Origin of the sequence: Kriegella aquimaris, assembly GCF_900103215.1 — a bacterium.
In the GTDB taxonomy this organism is placed as follows: Bacteria; Bacteroidota; Bacteroidia; order Flavobacteriales; family Flavobacteriaceae; genus Kriegella; species Kriegella aquimaris.
In genome coordinates, this window is record NZ_FNGV01000037.1 from 1 (window position 1) to 1,838 (window position 1,838).

A 1,838-nucleotide genomic window follows, 5' to 3' on the forward strand; every position below is an offset into this window, starting at 1 on the left:
TATAAGTAATTGCTTTCAAAGGGTTAATTGAATTTGGTTCCCTACTTTTATATCAAACTAATTCTACACCAAAAAAAACGCCAGAGCAACTACGCTTAGGCGAAACGTTGGCAACATTTAACTAAATACCCAATGAGAGCAAAATTGACTATAATAATTATATTAATTGCAAATGCTACAATAGTGCTTTCTCAAAATATACCATATGCTCCAAGTTCGATTATTAAAGAAATTGAGTTTGACTGGTCTACCCATATCAGTCTAGCACCTGGCAGCGATAACTGGCCGATTACATGGGCTGATGATAACAAGCAATACACCGTTTGGGGAGATGGTGGGGGATTTGGTGGAACCAATGGTCTCGGAAGATCAAGTATTGGAGTCGCTCGTTTAGAAGGAAATTGGGACGATTTTAAAGCTTTTAATGTATGGGGAGGACATAACGGTGAAAACGACCATAGATAAATTGCTAAAAGTTACGGTATTATTTGCATTGATGGAATCCTATACATGTGGTGTGGTATGTTTCAAACCAATAAAGACCAATTTAATCAAGCAAAGATTGCGTATTCTGAAAATCACGGTGCAACATGGGAATTTGCAAATTGGACTTTTACTAGAGAAGAAAGAATTATGATGCCAACCATTTGCAATTTTGATAAAGACTATGAAAATGCTAAAGATGATTTTGTTTATATGTATCTGATTCCTTTTCAATCTTACAAAGGACCCGATAATTATGAAGATAAAGTAGATTGGTTAAATTGTCAAAAACCCGGACTCATCGATTTAGCTAGAGTTCATAAAGACTCTATCCTAATGAAGAATGCATATTCATTTTTCGGTGGTACTAAAAGAGATAAACCAATATGGATAAAAAATATTAACGAACGACAACCTGTCTTTGAAAACCCAGATGGTGTTGGATGGTGCATCAATGTGAGCTATAACTCTAAACTTGAAAGATATTTTTTGACAACAGAACATACTGAAACTCATCGAGGGAACATTGGCATATTTGATGCACCAGAACCTTGGGGACCATGGACTACTGTTATTTATGATAATTCTTGGGGGGAAGGATTTATTCCTTTAAATACATTTTACTGGAATTTTGCAAATAAATGGCTAAGTCCAGATGGTAAAAGCTTCTCCTTGATTTTCACTGGACGAAAAGAAAATGACTCATTCAACATGATTAGAGGAAAATTCATCACTGACAAATAGAAAAGCTAAGGCTAACATTTTGTTCATAATATAAATTTCGGGTAGATTCGTGATTCTGCGCTCGTAACCTCTGATGAAACATGAGCTTCTTATTCAGACGTAAATGGATTTTAGCCGGATTCGGTTGACTTTGGAACAGTACGCAATACTTTCTACTCGAACGTACTTAGAACGCAAGCAGAACGTAGACTCTTACTCGGTCGCAAAAAATCAAGACGGTTTGCTAACAGAAACTATGTGTAATGCGGGCTAAGGTTTAAAATCCAATGGTTTGTCTATTTTTATGGGCTCGCAAAATCATGGATTTGCTTTGGACAAGAAAAAAATAAATCTAAACAATAAGCTTTGGCTACGTGCGCAGACGGAAATGAAAAGTTTCCTTGCCTGCCCTACTTGCCATAGGTACTGTGTCAAAAAACAAGTTTTTTCTTTGAAATTTTAGGAAACAGATTGAGTAATCAATTTGTTATCATAGCCTTCCCTAATAATTGACCTCCTCCCCTATAATTCTTTTGCTTCATCTTGGCCATCAAATTCTGCATATCTTCCCCTACCTTCTTTTCAACCACCCGAGCATAAATTTGCGTAGTCGAAAGTTTGGTGTGCCCTAA

At 36.3% G+C, this 1,838-nt stretch carries 2 protein-coding genes; both read left to right on the plus strand.

All coding sequences use genetic code 11. The features are described 5' to 3' along the window. Window positions 1–132 precede the first annotated feature (132 nt). Entirely contained in the window at window positions 133–465 is a 333-nt protein-coding gene (locus tag BLS33_RS24515; protein ID WP_089895974.1) for a hypothetical protein, read from the plus strand. A 27-nt stretch (window positions 466–492) separates the two neighbouring features. Continuing rightward, on the plus strand, window positions 493–1,227 hold the full coding sequence (locus BLS33_RS24520; RefSeq protein WP_262495093.1) for a DUF4185 domain-containing protein: 735 nt from the start codon (window positions 493–495) through the stop codon (window positions 1,225–1,227). Window positions 1,228–1,838 lie beyond the last annotated feature (611 nt).